Raw genomic sequence first — 18,774 nt, 5'->3', positions numbered from 1 at the left:
TTTTTATATTATAGATCATCAGAATGATTGTTGTTTTTTTTGTTTTTTTCCCATTCTTCCGGTGTATAAGATATGATAGATATGGCATGAACATGTTTTTCTGTAATCATATTTATTAATGGTGTATAAACTATTTGTTGTCTTTTTACCTTGCTAACTCCTCTAAACACATCTCCTACTGCAATTATTTTAATATGATTGTTGTCTCCTGTAACATAAGTTTGTTTTAAGTCTAGTTCTGTTATAAGTATTTTTTTTATATCTTGATTATTCATTTTGTAATGTACTTCTAATTAAATGTTTGATAGTGGAGTGAAAATTAAAAAGAAATAACTAATATTTTTTATTCAAAAACAATGTTATTGATTAATTTAATTGAAAATATATAAAAATATGACTGCTTTTTTAAAATTTTGATAAATTATATTTTTTACTTTAAAATAGATGAATATATTTTTAATATCAAAATATATGTTTTTGAAAATTGAATGTTTTAAATTTTATAAAAATCTTAAATAGATAGATTATCATTTTTTATATATTTTAAACATCTTTTCATAATCTATATAAGTTAATTTAGCTTTATTAATAATAAAATTCTATTTTTACAATTTTTATTACAAGTTTTATAAAAAAGTACAGGGAAAATATTTATCGTTTAGAAAATGATATAAAGATATAATATTTTTAAAAATTAAAGAATATATTTTCTTAAAAATACAATTTAACGTTTTTAAACTTTAAAAATATCTTTTTATTTTTATAATTAAAAAAAGAAAAATAATGGAGTGTTCATATGATTACTTTAATTCCCATGACTATAAGAGGTGCGGAAAAACTGCGTCAAGAATTAAAACAATTAAAAAGTATAAAACGTCCTCGTATTATTAGTGCAATAGCAGAAGCTAGAGAACATGGTGATTTAAAAGAAAATGCTGAATATCATTCGGCTCGTGAAGAACAAAGTTTTTGTGAAGGACGTATTAAAGAAATTGAATCAAAATTATCTAATTCTCAAATTATAGATATAAAAAAAGTATCTAATAACGGACGAGTAATTTTTGGTTCTACTGTCAGTATTTTAAATATAAATAATAATGAAAGATTTACTTATCAAATTGTAGGTGACGATGAATCTGATTTTAAAAAAAATTTAATTTCTATTAATTCTCCAATAGCAAGAGGTCTTATCGGAAAAAAGATCGATACTATTGTAGTGATATGTACACCAGGCGGTGATGTGGAATATAAGATTTTAAAAATAGATTATATATAATTTGTACTAATAATAAAATTGATTAAAAACTTTTTTTAAAGCAGCAAAAATATGATTGTTAAAAAAAAATCAAATAGTTCTAATCGTTGGCTATCAGAACATTTTAAAGATGAATATGTTAAGCAAGCAAAAAAAAATAAAATACGTTCAAGAGCTTGGTTTAAATTAGAACAATTAGATAAAAGTAATAAATTATTTAAAGCTGGCATGAATGTTATTGATTTAGGTGCGGCTCCTGGAGGTTGGTCTCAATATGCTATTAATAGAATAGGAACAACAGGACGTATTATAGCTTGTGATATATTACCCATGAAACCAATAAAAGGAGTAGAAATTTTTACAGGAGATTTTCGTAATCAAAAAATACTAAATTTCATGCTAGGCTCTTTAAGTCATATTAAATTTCATTTAGTAATGTCAGACATGGCTCCTAATATAACAGGACATTTTTCTATTGATATGCCTCGTATTATTAATCTTTCTAAATTAGCATTGAACATATCAAATTGTGTTTTATCTGAAAAAGGTGTTTTTTTGCTGAAATCATTTCAAGGAGAAGGATTTGATAATTTATATCAAGAAATTAAAATATTATTTAAAAAAATCAAAATTTGTAAACCTAAAACTTCTCGAACAAGATCTCGAGAAATATTCATTCTAGCAACCAGATAAATATTATAGCGATCTGTGTTGTTTGTTACATATAGATTCAATGAGAGGTTGTTCCTTTGAGTGATATGGTTAAAAACCTGATCTTCTGGTTAGTTATCACAGTTGTATTAATGTCTGTTTTTCAAAATTTTAATACTAATGATGTAAATAATCATAGAGTTGATTATTCGACTTTTTTATCAGAAGTTAATCAAGATCAAGTTCGTGAAGCATATATTAACGGACGTATGATTAGTGTTACTAAAAAAGATAGCAGTAAATACACTACCTATATTCCCATTAACGATCCTAAATTATTAGATAATCTTTTAACAAAAAACGTTAAAGTTATTGGAGTAATTCCTGAAGAACCTAGTCTTTTTATTTCCATTTTTATTTCTTGGTTTCCAATGTTATTGCTTATTGGTGTATGGATTTTTTTTATGCGGCAAATGCAAATGGGTGGTGGAAAAGGTGCAATGTCATTTGGTAAAAGCAAGGCACGCATGTTATCAGAAGATCAAATTCAAACTACTTTTGCAGATGTTGCGGGATGCGACGAAGCGAAAGAAGAAGTTAGTGAATTAGTTGAATATCTTAAAGAACCTAGTCGCTTTCAAAAATTAGGAGGGAAAATTCCTAAGGGTATATTAATGGTCGGTCCACCCGGTACTGGTAAAACTTTATTAGCAAAAGCTATAGCTGGCGAAGCTAAAGTTCCATTTTTTACAATTTCCGGATCTGATTTTGTTGAAATGTTTGTTGGAGTAGGAGCTTCAAGAGTAAGAGATATGTTTGAACATTCAAGAAAATCTGCGCCTTGTATAATTTTTATTGATGAAATTGATGCTGTAGGACGACAAAGAGGTGCTGGATTAGGTGGTGGGCATGATGAAAGAGAACAGACACTTAATCAAATGTTAGTGGAAATGGATGGTTTTGATGGAAATGAAGGTGTAATTTTAATAGCAGCTACTAATAGACCTGATGTTTTAGATCCTGCTTTATTACGTCCTGGTCGTTTTGATCGTCAAGTTATTGTGCCGCTTCCAGATATTCGTGGAAGAGAACAAATTCTGAAAGTACATATGAGAAAAGTTCCTTTATCTAAAGACGTAGATCCTATGATTATTGCACGTGGTACACCAGGTTTTTCAGGTGCTGATTTAGCTAATTTAGTTAATGAAGCAGCTCTTTTTGCAGCTAGACTTGACCGTCGTGTAGTTTCTATGTTGGAGTTTGAGAGAGCAAAAGATAAAATGATGATGGGTTCTGAAAGAAGATCAATGGTTATGAGTGATTTTCAAAAAGAATCTACAGCTTATCATGAAGCTGGTCATGTTATTATTGGAAGATTAGTACCTGATCACGATCCTGCGCATAAAGTAACTATTATTCCAAGAGGGCGAGCATTAGGAGTTACATTTTTTTTACCAGAATCAGATACACTTAGTATTAGCCGTCAAAAATTAGAAAGTCAAATATCTACTTTGTATGGTGGTCGTTTAGCTGAAGAAATTATTTATGGTGCTAAAAACGTTTCTACTGGTGCTTGTAATGATATTAAAGTGGCTACAAATTTAGCAAGAAATATGGTAACTCAATGGGGATTTTCAGAAAAATTAGGACCTTTGTTATATGCTGAAGAAGAAGAAGAAGTTTTTTTAGGTCGGTCAGTAGCTAAAGCAAAAAATATGTCTGATGAAACAGCTAGAATTATTGATGAAGAAGTGAAAATATTAATTGAAATCAATTATAGAAGAGCTCGAAATATTTTAAATGAAAATATTGATATATTGCATTCTATGAAAGATGCTTTAATAAAATATGAAACTATTGATGCATTTCAAATTAATGATTTAATGGAGAGGAAAGAAGTACGCAAACCAAAGGGTTGGACTGAGACGGAAATAAATTAATAATCTCTTTTACATTGGTAATGTAAATATATTTTTTAAATACATTGATTATATATTCTTTAACATTCCTAAATTTAATATGTATTAAAATAAGATGAAGTGATAAAATTATCATGGCTTCATCTTATTTTTTAATAAAAATTTTATTATAATTTATTTCAAAAATATTTTTAAAAAGTATAGGAAAAAATTTATTATGACTTTTTTGCAATATTTTAAAACAGATGGAATACGTGGAAAAGTAGGTAAAAAACCGATCACGCCAAATTTTTTATTAAAATTAGGATGGGCTATTGGAACAGTTTTAGGTAAAAACAAAACAAAAAAAATTATTATCGGAAGAGATACACGTGTATCAGGATTTATGTTACAGTCTATTTTAGAATACGGTATTTTATCAACAGGATCATCTACTTTGTTAGCTAATTGTATACCTACTTCTGCAATTTCATATTTTACAAAATATTTGAATGCTTCTGCAGGAATTATGATTTCAGGTTCTCATAATCTTTTTAACGATAATGGAATAAAAATATTTTATAAAAATGGAATTAAATTAACTAGAGAAATAGAATTCTCTATTGAAAAAAAAATAAAAAATACTTTTTTGTATCCTACTGGTCCGAATTTTGGTCGTTCTGATACAATTGTAGATCCTGAAAATCAATATATTAACTTTTGTAAAAATACTTTTCCCAAAGATTTAAATTTATCAAAATTTACTATTGTTTTAGATTGTGCTAATGGTTCAACTTTTAATATTGCACCCAGAATTTTTCAAGACTTAGGTGCAAGAATAATAACCATGTCTATTACTCCTAACGGGGTAAACATTAATAAGAATTCAGGTTCTACAAATACTGTTGCATTAAAAAAATTAGTTTTATTAGAAAAAGCAGATATTGGTTTAGCATTTGATGGTGATGGAGATCGTGTTATTATGGTTGATCATTTAGGAAACGAAGTAGATGGAGATCAAATAATTTATATTATTGCAAAAGAATATTTAAAAACAAATCAATTAAAAGGTGGTGTAGTAGGAACTGTAATGACTAATATGAGTATAATTGTAGGTTTCAAGAAACTTGGCATTCCCTTTTATGCAACAGAAATAGGAGATCGTCATGTATATAAAAAAATGAAAGAAAAAAGATGGACAATTGGAGCAGAAAAATCAGGACATATCATTTTATCGGATAAACATTCTACTGGTGATGGAATTATAGCTAGTTTGCAAGTTTTATTGATCATGCTGCATAATAATATGACTTTATACTGTTTATCGAGTCAAATAAAATTATTCCCTCAAGTTCTTTTAAACGTTTTTTTTAAAAAAGATAAAAACTTAGAACACGATTTGGAAATAAAAAAAATTATTTCTAGATCTAGAAATATTTTAGGTCCAAGTAGTCGTGTATTAATTCGAAAATCTGGTACAGAACCTTGTGTTCGAATTATGGTAGAAGGAGAAAATTATTTAAAAGTTTACAAATTAGCTCATGATATTGCAGATGCTATTAAATTACTTTAAAGAACGTAGTTCATTAATATCTTAGTAATAGTAGATTTAATAAAATTATTTTTTTATTCGAAATTGAGATGAATAGAATAAATACATCAAAGCTATCTTCTTGTACAATGTGATAAATATACATAATTTATATGTAATATTTTTTATAAGTTCTTTATTCAAAAAGATTTTAAATAATAGCAGTCATATTTCATAAATGATAATGTTTATAAAAAGGAAAGAATTTTTTATGTATTTGTTTTTTTTGATGTTTTTTATTTTTGTTTCCATTTCTTTAATTGTTTTAATTTTACTACAACCAGGAAAAGGATTAAATAATACAGTTAATTTAAATATGAAAAACAGTATTAAATTTTCAAATAATATTGGAACAAATATTATCGGGGCGTTTTCTTGTTTTTTTTTAATAATAAGTATTATTTTATGTAATATTAACACTAGAAAAATAGATTCAGATTTTTTTTCGGAAGACGCTGGGAATATTATAAAACAGTCTTTTTCAAATAAGAAAATATTAAATTCTGATATACCTCATTGATTTTTTAGTATGTATATACGTACTAATTACAATATATTTTACCGAGGTGGTGAAATTGGTAGACACGCTATCTTGAGGGGATAGTGCCGAATAGGCATATGGGTTCAAGTCCCTTCCTCGGTACTACTGACTATATTATTTAAAATTTTTAAATTCATTATATTAAGTCTTACATTAATAATATTCAAAATAATTAATATAATAAATATTATTAATATTAACTGAGTATATAGGGTAATTTTCACCTGAAACCCCGAATTTTCGGGGTTTTTTATTAGAATATTTATTCTAAAATTATATAATTTTAATAAATTTTTAAATATTAAGTAATAATTAATTATATAAATTCTTGATTAATAAAAATTAGTGTATTAATTATCTAATTTCATAATTAAATTTTTTGTAATTAATACATGTAAAATGAGCAGATATAGTTCATTTTAAAAATTTTTATTTTGAGGTTCTCTAAGATGAATAAAGAAATCTTAGCTGTTGTCGAAGCTGTTTCTAATGAAAAATCTCTCCCTCGTGAAAAAATTTTCGAAGCTTTAGAAATTGCATTAGCAACAGCTACTAAGAAAAAACACGAACAAGAAATTGATGTCAGAGTTAGTATAAATAGGAAAACTGGAAATTTTACTACTTTTCGTCGTTGGATGGTAGTGGATATAGTAACTCAACCAACGAGAGAAATTACTTTAGAAGCAGCTTGTTTTGAAGGTGAAAAAGTTAAGATAAATGATTATATAGAAGATAAAATAAAATCTGTTGATTTTGATAGAATAACAACTCAAACTGCAAAACAAGTAATTGTACAGAAAGTTCGTGAAGCAGAACGAGCAATGTTAGTAGATCAATTTCGTCAATATACCGGTCAAATTATTACTGGTGTAGTTAAAAAAATTAATCGAGATAATCTAATTTTAGATTTAGGCAACAATGCCGAAGCATTAATTTTACGTGAAGGTATGTTGCCTCGAGAAAATTTTCGTCTAGGTGATCGTATTCGTGGTATTTTGTATGGAGTATATCCCGAAGCTCGTGGTGCGCAATTATTTATTAGTCGTTCAAAAACTGAAATGCTTATTGAATTATTTCGAATAGAAGTTCCTGAAATCGGTGAAGAAGTTATTGAAATAAAAGCGGCCGCACGAGATCCCGGTTCTCGTGCAAAAATTGCAGTAAAAACCAATGATAAACGTATAGATCCTGTTGGAGCTTGTGTAGGTATGAGGGGAGCTCGTGTACAAGCAGTATCTAGTGAATTATGTGGGGAACGTATTGATATTATTTTATGGGATGATAATCCCGCTCAATTTGTTATAAATGCTATGGCTCCAGCTGATGTAGTATCTATTGTAGTAGATGAAGATCACAACACTATGGATATAGCTGTAGATTCAAGCAATTTAGCTCAAGCTATTGGTCGAAATGGTCAAAATGTTCGTTTAGCTTCTCAAATTAGTGGTTGGGAATTAAACGTGATGACTACAGAGGATCTTCATTCTAAACATCAAGAAGAGGCTCATGCTGCTTTTAATACTTTTAAGAAAAATTTGAATATCAATGAAAAAATTATTAAAATTTTGGTAAAAGAAGGATTTTCTTCTCTTGAAGAATTAGCTTATATTCCATTTAATGAACTATTAGAAATTAAGAATTTAACTCGAGAAGAAGTTTCTTTAGTACGTGAAGGTGCAAAAAATAGATTACTTTTAATGGAATCAGATAACAAGAAAAATGTTCCAAATAAAAAAATAGCAGAAGATTTATTAAAAATTACTGGTATGAATCAAATACTAGCTTTGCAATTAGCTGAAAAAAATATATTTACTTTAGAAGAATTAGCTGATCAAGGAATAGACGATTTAACTGATATTAAGAATTTAAATTCTGAACAAGCTGGTTTGTTAATTATGACTGCTCGTAATATCTGTTGGTTTGGTAGTAAAGTCTGATAATAGGAAATAATAGTATGACAGATATAAATTTAAAAACTTTATCTAATGAAATAAAAATATCAATTAATGAATTGATACAAGAATTATCTAATATTGGAATAGTAAAAACTGAACAAAATAGTATTTCTGAAATTGAAAAAAATGTTTTGTTAAAACATTTAAAATATAAAAAAAAATCTTTTTCAAAAACTTTTATTTTACAAAGAAAAACACGTAGTACTTTAAGTGTTTCAACTATTGGAGGAAAAAATAAATCTGTACAAGTAGAAGTAAGAAAAAAAAGAACTTATATAAAAAATAATAAAGCAGAAACTGAACTTTTATCAAATACTACAAAGAAAATTAAACCTTTAACAAAACAAGTTTTTTTATCTAATAAAAAAGAGATGAATTCTTTTAAAAAACCTCTAGAAAAAATTAATGGAATAGAAAAAAAATACAAAAAAAACACAAAAAAAATAGAATTTAATAAAAACGATATTCATAATTTAAAAGAATTAAATAAATCAAAAAAAATAAATATTTTTAATAAAGATGAAAAAAATAAAAAATTAAAAAAAAATGTAGAGTCTAATTCATTTGATGTAAATAAGAAGAAAAGAACAAAAGATAATATGGAGACTTGGCAATCTCATAAAGAAGAAAAAAAAGATTATCATTTAACAACATTTTTGCATGCTCGTCAGGCTGAAGATGATAATGATCGAGAAATAGAAATAGATAAAAAAAATCATGGTCGCATTGTAAAAAATTCCCGTCAAAAGAAAAATAATAAACACTATAACAGCAGCAAATATCATAAAGAAGAAATTCGTACTTCTAATCGTAATAAAAAACACATTAAACAAAAAAATAAACCTATCTTATTACAGCAAGTTTTTAAAAAACCTGAATCTATTATTAATAGAGACGTTATTATCAGCAATACTATTTCTGTATCTGATTTAGCAAATAAAATGGCAATAAAAAGCTCTGAAGTAATCAAAACTATGATGAATATGGGAATTATAGGAACTATTAATCATATTCTTGATCAAGATACAGCTCAGCTAATTGCAGAGGAAATGGGTCATAAAGTTACTGTACATCGTGAAAATGAATTAGAAGAATTAATTATGCAAGATCGTGATACAGGAAATAATGTTTCTATTACTAGAGCTCCAGTAGTAACTATAATGGGACATGTTGATCATGGTAAAACATCATTATTAGATTACATTCGTTCAACAAAAACAGCATTCTACGAAGCTGGAGGAATCACACAAAATATTGGTGCTTATCATGTGAATACTAATTTAGGTTCTATTACTTTTTTAGATACACCTGGTCATTCAGCTTTTACTGCAATGAGATCTCGTGGAGTTCAAGTAACTGATATTGTTGTTTTAGTTGTAGCAGCAGACGATGGAGTCATGCCACAAACTATTGAAGCCATTCAACATGCAAAAGATGCTCATGTTCCATTAATCGTTGCTATTAATAAAATTGACAAGATAGATTCTGATATTGATAAAATAAAAAATGATTTAATGAAATATAATATTCTTTCAGAAGAATGGGGCGGTGAAAATATTTTTGTACCTATTTCCGCAAAAACAGGAAAGGGTATTAATCAATTATTAAACACAATTTTATTACAAGCAGAAATGTTAGAGTTACAAGCAGTTTCTACTGGTATGGCTGAGGGTGTAGTTATAGAGTCTTCTCTTGATAAAGGTCGAGGACCAATAGCTACGGTATTAGTTCAAAAAGGAAATTTAAGTAAAGGAGATATAATTTTATGTGGATTCGAATACGGTCGTATTAAAACTTTACGTAATGAAACTGGAAGTGAAATATTCAGTGCTGGACCATCTATTCCGGTGGAAATTTTAGGATTATCTAAAGTTCCATTTTCAGGGGATATAGTTACTGTAGTCCGTGATGAAAAAAAAGCCAAAGAAGTTGCATCTTATCGCAAAGAAAAATCTCGTGAAACAAAATTATCAAATCAAAATAAAATAAATTTAGACAATATGTTTGATAGTATAAAAAAAGATGATTTTTCTGAATTAAAAATCATTCTAAAATCTGATATACAAGGATCTTTAGAAGCAATTTCTGGAGCTTTGTTGAAATTATCTACTAATGAAGTCAAAGTCAAAATAATAGGATCAGGTATCGGAGGTATCACAGAAACAGATGCTTCTTTAGCTTTAGCATCAAATGCTATTATTTTAGGATTTAATGTTCGAGCTGATACCTCTGCTAAAAAAATAATTAATACTGAACATTTAGATTTAAGATATTATTCAGTTATTTATGATTTACTAGATGAAGTAAAAGCCGCTATGGCAGGTCTTTTGTCACCTGAGTATAAAGAAAAAATCATTGGTTTAGCTGAAGTAAGAAATACATTCAAATCTCCTAAATTTGGTTTAATCGCCGGTTGTATGGTTGTAGAAGGAACTATTAAACGTAGTAATCCCATCCATATATTAAGAGATAATATAGTTATATATGAGGGTGAATTAGAATCTTTACGTCGTTTTAAAGAAGATGTAAATGAAATACGCAATGGATTAGAATGTGGAATTGGTATAAAAAATTATAACGATATACGTATCGGAGATATCATAGAAGTTTTTGAAGTTAATGAAATTAAAAGAATTTTATAAATAAAATGATGTTTTTTATAAAAAGTTAATTTGGTAATATGATTATGGAACAATTGTTTAATCGATCTATTCGAATTTCTCAAGAATTACAAAAAAAAATAGCTATGATTATACAGTATTCACTTAACGATCCTCGTATTGAAACAATAATCACAGTTTCGGAAGTGCAGTTGTCTAAAGATTTATCTCATGCTCAAGTATTTATTAGTTTTTTAAAAAGTGATGATGAATTAAATATAAAAAAATTGTTAATTATATTAAACAAAGCTTCTGGTTATATTCGTAAATTATTATGTAAAAAAATGAGATTAAGAATTATCCCAAATATTATTTTTTATCATGATGATTCTTTATTAAGAGGTAGAAAAATTTCTTTAATTTTAGATAATGTAATAAAAAATAAGAAAAAATTTTTGTATGAATAAAATAAAGGACAAATAGATGTTTTTTTATAAAAAACGCAATGTTCATGGATTTTTATTATTAGATAAGCCTCAAGGCATTTCTTCTAATAATGCTTTGCAGAAAGTTAAGAAGATTTTTAGTGCAAAAAAAGCAGGATATATTGGCACTCTAGATCCTTTAGCAACAGGCATGCTTCCAATTTGTTTTGGTGAATGTACAAAATTTGCTTATTACTTAACGAAATCTGATAAACGATATCATGTCATTGCTAAACTAGGTGAAAAAACATCCACCTCTGATTCTGATGGTGTTATTTTAAATAAACGTCCTATTCTCTTTACTGCTTCTCAACTGCAATGTTCTATAAAAGAACTGACTGGTTCAATTAATCAAATTCCTTCAATGTATTCAGCAATAAAATGTAATGGTATACCTTTATATAAATATGCACGTCAAGGATTAAATATAAAACGTAATACAAGAAAAATTTCAATATATAATATATATTCAATACGTCAAGAGAAAAATTTAATCGAATTTAAAGTTTTTTGTTCAAAAGGAACATATATTCGAACACTTGTAGAAGATTTAGGCGAAAAATTAGGTTGTGGAGCTCATGTCATTTTTTTACGTCGTTTGCAAGTAGGATCATTTTCTGATACTAAATTAGTTAAAATATCTGATATATATAAATTATTAAACCAAAAGGATATTAAAAATATTGATTTTTTTAAAAAAATAGATGATTTGTTAATGCCCATAGATAGTCCTATAGATTTTTTGCCTAAAGTATATCTTTCTCCTAAAGAATTATACAGTTTTCAACTGGGACAAGCAGTATATTCTCATTCTGATATAAAATATAGTTTAGTGCGCGTAATAGAAAAAAAAAATAACAAATTTGTCGGATTAGGAAAGATTAATAAAGAAGAATTATTAATTCCATACCGACTATTGTCTACATTTAGCAATTAAGTTATTCACTGTTAAATTTTAGATTAGCATGATATTATTTTTATATAACTGAATTTAGTTATTAGTACTTTAATATATTTTAAATATATGGAGCATTATTATATGTCTTTATCTGCAATAGATACAAAAAAAATTATTTTAAAATATGGTAAATCTAAACAAGATAGTGGAATAACAGAAGTACAAGTTGTCCTCTTAACAACTCAAATTAATCATCTTCAAACACATTTTTCTAAACATAAAAAAGATCATTGTAGTCGTAGAGGTCTTTTAAATATGGTATCAAAACGTCGTAAACTATTAAATTATTTAAAGAAAAAAAATACATCTCGTTATACTCATCTAATTGAAGATTTACATCTAAGACGATAAATAATTGATATAAAACTCATAAAGTTAAAAATTTTATATTAATAAAAATATATTTTTACAAAGGGCTTCTTTAGCCCTTTTTTTACAATTTATAGATCAAATAATAATATTTATTGATCATAAAAAAGTTTTAAAATGTAATTCATTTTTATTAACAAGTTTGTTTTATGTTAAGGATATTATTTTGCTAAATCCAATTGTACGTAAATTTCAATATGGTCAACATACGATTACTTTAGAGACTGGCATAATGGCTCGACAAGCTACAGCTTCTGTTATGGCTAGTATGGATGACACAGCAGTTTTCGTTACTGTTGTTGGACAAAAAAAAATAAATACAGGACAGAAATTTTTTCCACTTACTGTTAATTATCAAGAACGTACATATGCTGCGGGTCGCATACCTGGTGGTTTTTTTAGAAGAGAAGGTCGTCCAAGTGAAAATGAAATATTAACAGCTCGATTAATAGATCGACCTATTCGCCCATTGTTTCCAAAAAACTTTTTAAACGAAGTTCAAATAATTGCGACAGTAGTATCAGTAAATCCACAAATTAATCCTGATATAATCTCTATTATAGGTGCATCTGCAGCACTTAGTTTATCAGGAATGCCATTCTATGGTCCAGTAGGTGCTGCTAGAGTGGGCTATATTAATAATCAATATATATTGAATCCTATTAGCGATAATATGAAAAGTAGTTCTTTAGATTTAGTAATTTCAGGAACTCAAAATGCTGTTTTAATGGTAGAAGCTGAATCAAAAATACTTAGTGAAGAAAAAATCTTAGGAGCTATTATATTTGGTCATCAACAACAACAGGTAGTAATTAATAATATTCGTTCTTTGTCAAATGAAGCAAGTAAATTACCTTGGATCGTATCTTATCCAGATACTAATAAAATACTAGAATCAAAAATCATTGAATTATCTGGAAAAGATATAAGTAATGCTTATTTTATTTTAGATAAGCAAGAAAGATTTGAAAAATTAAATTTTATTAAAGAAGAGATAGTAAAATTATTTTTTGAGGAAAACACAAACACAGATATCATAGAAATAGAAAATATCTTTCAAAAAATTGAAAAAAAAATTGTTCGGGACCGTATATTAAATAATCAAACACGTATTGATGGACGTGAAAAAGATATGATTCGTGCTTTAGATGTTCGAACTGGTGTTTTACCTCGAACACATGGTTCCGCTTTATTTACTAGAGGAGAAACTCAATCTTTAGTTTGTGTTACTTTAGGAACGTCTCGAGACGCACAAAATTTAGATGAATTATTAGGAGACAGAACGGATAATTTTTTATTTCATTACAATTTCCCCCCTTATTCTGTAGGAGAAATAGGGATGGTAGGATCGCCAAAAAGAAGGGAAATTGGACATGGTCGTCTTGCTAAAAGAAGTCTTTTAGCTGTTATGCCTAAAATAGATGATTTTCCTTATACTATTAGAATAGTATCTGAAATTACTGAATCTAATGGTTCTTCTTCTATGGCTTCTGTTTGTGGTGCATCTTTAGCTTTAATGGATGCTGGTGTGCCTATTAAATCAGCTGTTGCCGGAATAGCAATGGGATTAGTTAAAGAAGGAGATAAATATGTATTACTATCAGATATCTTGGGTGATGAAGATCATTTAGGGGATATGGATTTTAAGGTTTCTGGTACAGAAGAAGGAATTACAGCATTGCAAATGGACATGAAAATTGAAGGTATCAACAATGAAATTATGCATGCCGCTTTAAGTCAAGCAAAATCAGCTAGATTACACATCTTGAATGTAATGAATCAAGCATTAAGTACATCAAGAAGTGAAATTTCTGAATTCGCTCCTCGAATTCATACCATCAAAATAAATCCTGAAAAAATTAAAGATGTGATTGGAAAAGGAGGTTCTGTAATTCGAATGCTTACTGAAGAAACTGGTACTATAATTGAGATCGAAGATGATGGGACAGTAAAAATATCAGCTACTGTTAGAGAAAAAGCAAAAAATGCTATTCGTCGAATTGAAGAAATTACAGCTGAAATTGAAGTTGGTCGTATTTATTCTGGAAAAGTTACTCGAATTGTTGACTTTGGTGCTTTCGTTTCTATCGGTATCGGAAAAGAAGGTTTAGTGCATATTTCGCAAATTTCTGATAAAAGAGTCGAAAAGGTATCTAATCATTTAAAAATAGATCAAATAATATCTGTAAAAGTTTTAGAGATAGATCGTCAAGGGAGATTAAGATTAAGTATTAAAGAAATAGAAAGCTCTATTATTTCTAATAAAGTAATAAATAATTCTATTATCTGATATAATTGTATTTATTTAACGTTTTTATATTGATTTTAAATTAAGCTTTAAAAAACATTTTTTAATAAAATATAGCTTTATATCTTTTCAAATAGTACCATATATATAGTATAAAAATTAATTCATCTTATTTTAAAGATTATTTTGATTTAGAATGGGTATATAATTTTTTAAAAAATAAACTTCAATAAGTTGCTAATGTTATTTTTTATAGATATTGTGTATCTAAAAAATCATTAGCAATAACTAATAAATATTATTATTGATTCTTAAAAAATTCAATTTTTTATTTGTTAAATCATTTAATTTGAGCCGGTTCACAACTTTTCAATGAGAATAAATAAATATTTTCATAATGAGCTATGTAGACTGGCCACTGTAACTTAAAAGGCATATCTACTGCATGACTCATATTGAAAGCACGTTTTCTTTTCTTGGTTTAAATCCTTTTATTATTCAATCTTTAACTGAAATGGGATATGTTAAACCTTCTCCTATTCAAGCAGCTTGTATTCCTTTGCTTTTAGAAGGACGTGACGTATTAGGCATGGCACAAACTGGAAGTGGTAAAACAGCTGCTTTTTCATTACCTTTATTACATAATCTTGATATTAATTTAAAAGCCCCTCAAATATTAGTACTAGCTCCTACAAGAGAATTAGCTGTTCAAGTGGCTGAAGCTTTTTCAGACTTCTCTAAACACATGATTGGAATACATGTATTACCTTTATATGGTGGGCAAAGATATGAACTGCAATTACGTGCATTGCGACAAGGTCCACAAATTGTTGTAGGAACTCCAGGAAGGCTGTTAGATCATTTAAAAAGAGGAACACTTAATCTTTCAAATTTACATGGATTAGTTTTAGATGAGGCAGATGAAATGCTACGTATGGGATTTATAGAAGATGTAGAAACAATTATGACACAAATCCCAAAAGAACATCAGACTGCATTATTTTCAGCTACAATGCCAGAAGCAATACGTCGTATTTCTAAAAGGTTTATGAAAAATCCACAAGAAATTAAAATACAGTCTAATATTACTACTCGTCCAGATATCAAACAAAGTTATTGGATGGTATATGGTCGTAAAACTGATGCATTAATTCGTTTTTTAGAAGCAGAAGATTTTTCTGCTACAATTATTTTTGTTAGAACTAAAAATGCAACTTTGGAAGTTTCTGAAGCTCTAGAAAGAAATGGATATAATAGTGCGGCATTAAATGGAGATATGAATCAAGCATTACGAGAACAAACTTTAGAAAGATTAAAAAACGGTCGATTAGATATTTTAATTGCGACGGATGTTGCGGCACGGGGTTTAGATGTTGATCGTATTAGTTTTGTTATTAATTACGATATTCCTATGGATTCAGAGTCTTATGTTCATCGTATAGGTCGTACAGGTCGTGCAGGTCGTGCAGGTCGTGCATTATTATTTGTTGAAAATAGAGAACGACGTTTATTACGCAATATAGAACGTACTATTAAACAGTCGATTCCAGAAGTTCAATTACCAAAAATAGAATTATTATGTCAAAGACGTCTTGAACAATTCGCAAAAAAAGTACAACAACAGTTAGAAAGTAGAGATTTAGATGAATATAGTGCATTGTTAGAAAAATTATATTCTACAGATGATTTGGATATAAAAACATTAGCAGCTGCTCTTTTAAAAATGGCTCAAGGTGAAAGACCTTTAATTATTAAACCAGATTTAATAAATCGTTCTTCTCGCGATTCTTTTTTAAAAGATAATCACCGATCTGAAGACAATAGAAATATTCGAATACGTCGTGAACGTCGTCGTGACAATCAAGATATAGATTTATATCGAATCGAAGTTGGGCGCAATGATGGAGTGGAAGTACGTCATATAGTTGGAGCAATTGCTAACGAAGGAAATATTAATAGTCGGAACATTGGTAATATTAGACTTTTTTCTTCGTATTCTACAATTGAATTACCTAAAGGACTGTCTAAAGATTTATTACAAAAATTTATTCGTACTAGAATTTTAAATAAACCAATAAATATACAACTATTGAGGGATTCTAGAACGTATGAAAGCAAAACGTCTAATCGTTCTATTTTCAATAGAGATAAAAATAGTAATCGTCGTTTTTCTGAAAACAGTTTAAATAAATCTAATACATCTCAAAAGAATGAATCTAAGTCGTCGTTTTTCCGTCGTAGAAGTGTTTAATGTTTTATTTTATGCCGCTCTGCGGCATATTCCTATTATTTCTGAAAATATAATTTAATTATGATTAATATTTTGTTTTAAAGCCATTGCTTCAATTTCTATCTTTACATTTTTAGGTAGTGCTTTAACTTCAACACATGATCGAGCTGGAAATTCTGATTTGTTTTCTATAAAAAATTTCATATAAATTTCATTAATAATATCAATTTTTTTTAAATTAGTAGTAAAAACTGTTGTTTTTATAATATCTTTTATTTGAAATCCTGCATGGCTTAAAATAGATTTTATATTCATCAGTACAAGATATGTCTGTTCAGCGATATTTTCAGGTATATGATTAGAAATAACATCAACGGGTATTTGACCTGATAATATAATAAAATTATCTATTTTAATAGCTTGAGAATAAGGCCCAATAGGTTTTGGAGCTTTTTTAGTTTTAATTATATTATTCATAGAATGCCGTTTTATTTGTAGTAACTAGAAAAATTTACATATTAATAAGATCATTGATAAGATAAAACTATGTTTTTAGAAAACTCTTTTTCACAATATTGACATTTTAAATTTATATTATGAAACTTGTCTTTTTTAAAAATAAAACTAGATGTTATAAAATTATGATTACTAACACAATTACTATTTGGACAGATTAAAATTCTATTAATTTTTTTAGGTAATGTTGGAAATACTTTTCCTACTAAATTGTATTCATTAATATAATTAACAGTGGCATGTGGAGCATAAATTGCTAATTGATTAATTTGATCATCACTTAAAAAAGTATTTTCAATTTTAATGATATCTTTTTTTTCTAATTTTTTAGACGGTAAATTTAAACCTATAGTAATGCGTTTTTCTGTTTCAGTAAATCTAAACAAAGATAGTAACTTAAAACCAATATTTGCGGGAATGTGATCAATTACAGTACCAGATTTAATAGCTTCTACTTGCAGTTTATTTATTTGCATATTATAAGTGTTGTTTTATTAATACTAAAGATAAAATTGCTTGACGTGCATAAATTCCGTTTGCTGCTTGTTTAAAATACCAAGCATATGGCGTATAATCTACGTCACGATCTATTTCGTCTATACGAGGAAGAGGATGTAATATTTTTAAATTATTACGTGCGTTTTTTAAAGTAGTTGTATGCAATACAAATTTTGATTTTTCGTTTGTATATTCAGTAGAATCTAATCTTTCTTTTTGAATACGCGTCATGTATAAAATATCTATTTCAGAAATAACTTCTTCGATGTTTTTGTATCTTTTCCAATAAATATTCTTTTTGTCAAGCATGTCATTAATATAATTTGGCATTATTAATGTATCAGGTGAAATAAAAAAAAATTTATTATTTTTGAATTTAGCTAGTGCTTGAGTTAGTGAATGTACTGTTCTACCATATTTTAGGTCTCCGACCATAGCAATATTTAAATTAGTAAGTCTATTTTGAGTTTCTTGGATGGTAAATAAATCTAAAAGTGTTTGCGTGGGGTGTTGATTTGCTCCATCACCCGCATTAAATACTGGTACGTTATTAGAAAATTCTACAGCTAAACGTGCAGATCCTTCTTGAGGATGTCGAATAATAATTGCGTCTACATAAGAGCTAATTACTGCAATAGTATCAGATAGTGTTTCCCCTTTTTTTTTTAAAGAAATATTGTTTCCGTCTGAAAAACCTACTATTGACGCTCCTAATCGATAAATTGCTGTCTCAAATGACAAACGAGTACGAGTAGATGCTTCAAAAAAACAACTAGCAATGATTTTATTTGTTAATAAATTAGGTTGAGATTTTTTTTTAAGAACAGCTGATTTATTCAAAACTAATTCTAATTCATTACGCTTGAGATCATTAATTGAAATTATACTTTTTTTATATAGAGAATTTCTCAAATTTTATTTTCCTTGATTTTTAAAGAAAAGATGGCATGAGATGATTTACAATATATGAAAAAATTAC

Annotated in this window: 16 protein-coding genes and 1 tRNA gene; 13 read left to right on the top strand and 4 right to left on the bottom strand. The window is 27.6% G+C overall.

From position 1 onward, the window contains the following. Positions 1 to 8: 8 nt before the first annotated feature. Entirely contained in the window at positions 9 to 275 is a 267-nt protein-coding gene (locus D9V68_RS01960; protein WP_158357828.1) for a BolA family protein, read from the bottom strand. A gap of 521 nt (positions 276 to 796) precedes the next feature. Between D9V68_RS01960 and greA the strand changes: the two genes are divergently transcribed. From greA to D9V68_RS01895, 13 genes are all read left to right on the top strand, one after another. After that, entirely contained in the window at positions 797 to 1,276 is a 480-nt protein-coding gene (greA, locus tag D9V68_RS01955) for a transcription elongation factor GreA (protein WP_158357826.1), read from the top strand. Between the two features lie 51 nt (positions 1,277 to 1,327). After that, entirely contained in the window at positions 1,328 to 1,948 is a 621-nt protein-coding gene (rlmE, locus tag D9V68_RS01950; protein ID WP_158357824.1) for a 23S rRNA (uridine(2552)-2'-O)-methyltransferase RlmE, read from the top strand. Positions 1,949 to 2,013: 65 nt separating this feature from the next. Continuing rightward, entirely contained in the window at positions 2,014 to 3,846 is a 1,833-nt protein-coding gene (gene ftsH, locus D9V68_RS01945; RefSeq protein ID WP_158357822.1) for an ATP-dependent zinc metalloprotease FtsH, read from the top strand. 196 nt (positions 3,847 to 4,042) lie between these two features. Continuing rightward, the gene (gene glmM / locus D9V68_RS01940; protein WP_158357820.1) at positions 4,043 to 5,377 is read left to right on the top strand and encodes a phosphoglucosamine mutase; all 1,335 of its coding nucleotides are present in this window, start codon (positions 4,043 to 4,045) and stop codon (positions 5,375 to 5,377) included. Between the two features lie 229 nt (positions 5,378 to 5,606). After that, complete coding sequence (secG, locus tag D9V68_RS01935; RefSeq protein WP_158357818.1) at positions 5,607 to 5,915, top strand: preprotein translocase subunit SecG; 309 nt, start codon at positions 5,607 to 5,609, stop codon at positions 5,913 to 5,915. A 40-nt stretch (positions 5,916 to 5,955) separates the two neighbouring features. Then, positions 5,956 to 6,038, top strand: a tRNA-Leu gene (locus D9V68_RS01930). Between the two features lie 347 nt (positions 6,039 to 6,385). Then, positions 6,386 to 7,873: a transcription termination factor NusA gene (nusA, locus tag D9V68_RS01925; RefSeq protein ID WP_158357816.1), complete on the top strand. Its 1,488-nt coding sequence runs from the start codon at positions 6,386 to 6,388 to the stop codon at positions 7,871 to 7,873. A 17-nt stretch (positions 7,874 to 7,890) separates the two neighbouring features. Beyond that, positions 7,891 to 10,533, top strand: coding sequence for a translation initiation factor IF-2 (gene infB, locus D9V68_RS01920; protein WP_158357814.1), 2,643 nt, complete (start codon positions 7,891 to 7,893; stop codon positions 10,531 to 10,533). A gap of 44 nt (positions 10,534 to 10,577) precedes the next feature. Then, positions 10,578 to 10,958 carry a 30S ribosome-binding factor RbfA gene (rbfA, locus tag D9V68_RS01915; protein WP_158357812.1) on the top strand — a complete coding sequence of 127 codons (381 nt, stop codon included), beginning with the start codon at positions 10,578 to 10,580 and terminating at the stop codon, positions 10,956 to 10,958. Positions 10,959 to 10,974: 16 nt separating this feature from the next. Continuing rightward, positions 10,975 to 11,913 (top strand): tRNA pseudouridine(55) synthase TruB, encoded by a 939-nt coding sequence (truB, locus tag D9V68_RS01910; protein ID WP_158357810.1) that lies wholly within the window; start codon positions 10,975 to 10,977, stop codon positions 11,911 to 11,913. 102 nt (positions 11,914 to 12,015) lie between these two features. Beyond that, a complete protein-coding gene (rpsO, locus tag D9V68_RS01905; protein ID WP_158357808.1) occupies positions 12,016 to 12,285 on the top strand; it encodes a 30S ribosomal protein S15 in 270 nt (89 codons plus the stop codon). 184 nt (positions 12,286 to 12,469) lie between these two features. Continuing rightward, on the top strand, positions 12,470 to 14,593 hold the full coding sequence (pnp, locus tag D9V68_RS01900) for a polyribonucleotide nucleotidyltransferase (protein ID WP_158357806.1): 2,124 nt from the start codon (positions 12,470 to 12,472) through the stop codon (positions 14,591 to 14,593). A gap of 403 nt (positions 14,594 to 14,996) precedes the next feature. Beyond that, entirely contained in the window at positions 14,997 to 16,802 is a 1,806-nt protein-coding gene (locus D9V68_RS01895) for a DEAD/DEAH family ATP-dependent RNA helicase (protein ID WP_158357804.1), read from the top strand. A gap of 54 nt (positions 16,803 to 16,856) precedes the next feature. On the opposite strand, the gene D9V68_RS01890 is transcribed toward D9V68_RS01895, so the two are convergent. The 3 genes from D9V68_RS01890 to pyrB are packed head-to-tail and all read right to left on the bottom strand — an operon-like array spanning position 16,857 to position 18,707. Beyond that, a complete protein-coding gene (locus tag D9V68_RS01890) occupies positions 16,857 to 17,258 on the bottom strand; it encodes a Rid family detoxifying hydrolase (protein WP_158357801.1) in 402 nt (133 codons plus the stop codon). Between the two features lie 50 nt (positions 17,259 to 17,308). Next, a complete protein-coding gene (gene pyrI, locus D9V68_RS01885; RefSeq protein WP_158357799.1) occupies positions 17,309 to 17,773 on the bottom strand; it encodes an aspartate carbamoyltransferase regulatory subunit in 465 nt (154 codons plus the stop codon). A gap of 1 nt (position 17,774) precedes the next feature. Further along, complete coding sequence (gene pyrB / locus D9V68_RS01880; protein ID WP_158357797.1) at positions 17,775 to 18,707, bottom strand: aspartate carbamoyltransferase; 933 nt, start codon at positions 18,705 to 18,707, stop codon at positions 17,775 to 17,777. Between the last annotated feature and the right edge of the window lie 67 nt (positions 18,708 to 18,774).

Source organism: Buchnera aphidicola (Hyperomyzus lactucae) (assembly GCF_005081705.1).
GTDB classification, from domain to species: Bacteria; Pseudomonadota; Gammaproteobacteria; order Enterobacterales; family Enterobacteriaceae; genus Buchnera; species Buchnera aphidicola_Y.
This window is presented reverse-complemented; position numbering and strand designations above follow the sequence as displayed.